Origin of the sequence: Frankia sp. Mgl5 (genome assembly GCF_023242985.1) — a bacterium.
Taxonomy (GTDB): Bacteria; Actinomycetota; Actinomycetes; order Frankiales; family Frankiaceae; genus Parafrankia; species Parafrankia soli.
The window spans coordinates 1-233 of the sequence record NZ_JALKFY010000366.1; the positions used below are offsets into that span (position 1 = coordinate 1).

The following is a 233-nucleotide window of genomic DNA, read 5'->3' on the forward strand; positions in this document are numbered from 1 at the left end:
GCTTACCCAGCGGGAGATCGTCAAGAATCTCGGATTCCTGCACCAGGATCCGGAACGTCAGATTGTACTCGATACGGTTGAACGTGAAGTGGCGTTTGGCATGGAGAACATTGGACTGCCGATGGCACAGATGAAATCCCGTCTGGCCGAGGTTAGTCAGCTGTTCGGGCTGCGGCCTCTGTTGCATAAAAGAACGGCTGAGGTAAGCGGAGGGGAAAAACAGCGAATTGCGC

Annotated in this window: 1 pseudogene; it reads left to right on the forward strand. The window is 54.5% G+C overall.

The features are described 5' to 3' along the window. Window positions 1-233 (forward strand): annotated as a pseudogene (locus MXD62_RS09715) (ABC transporter ATP-binding protein); the annotation flags it as partial.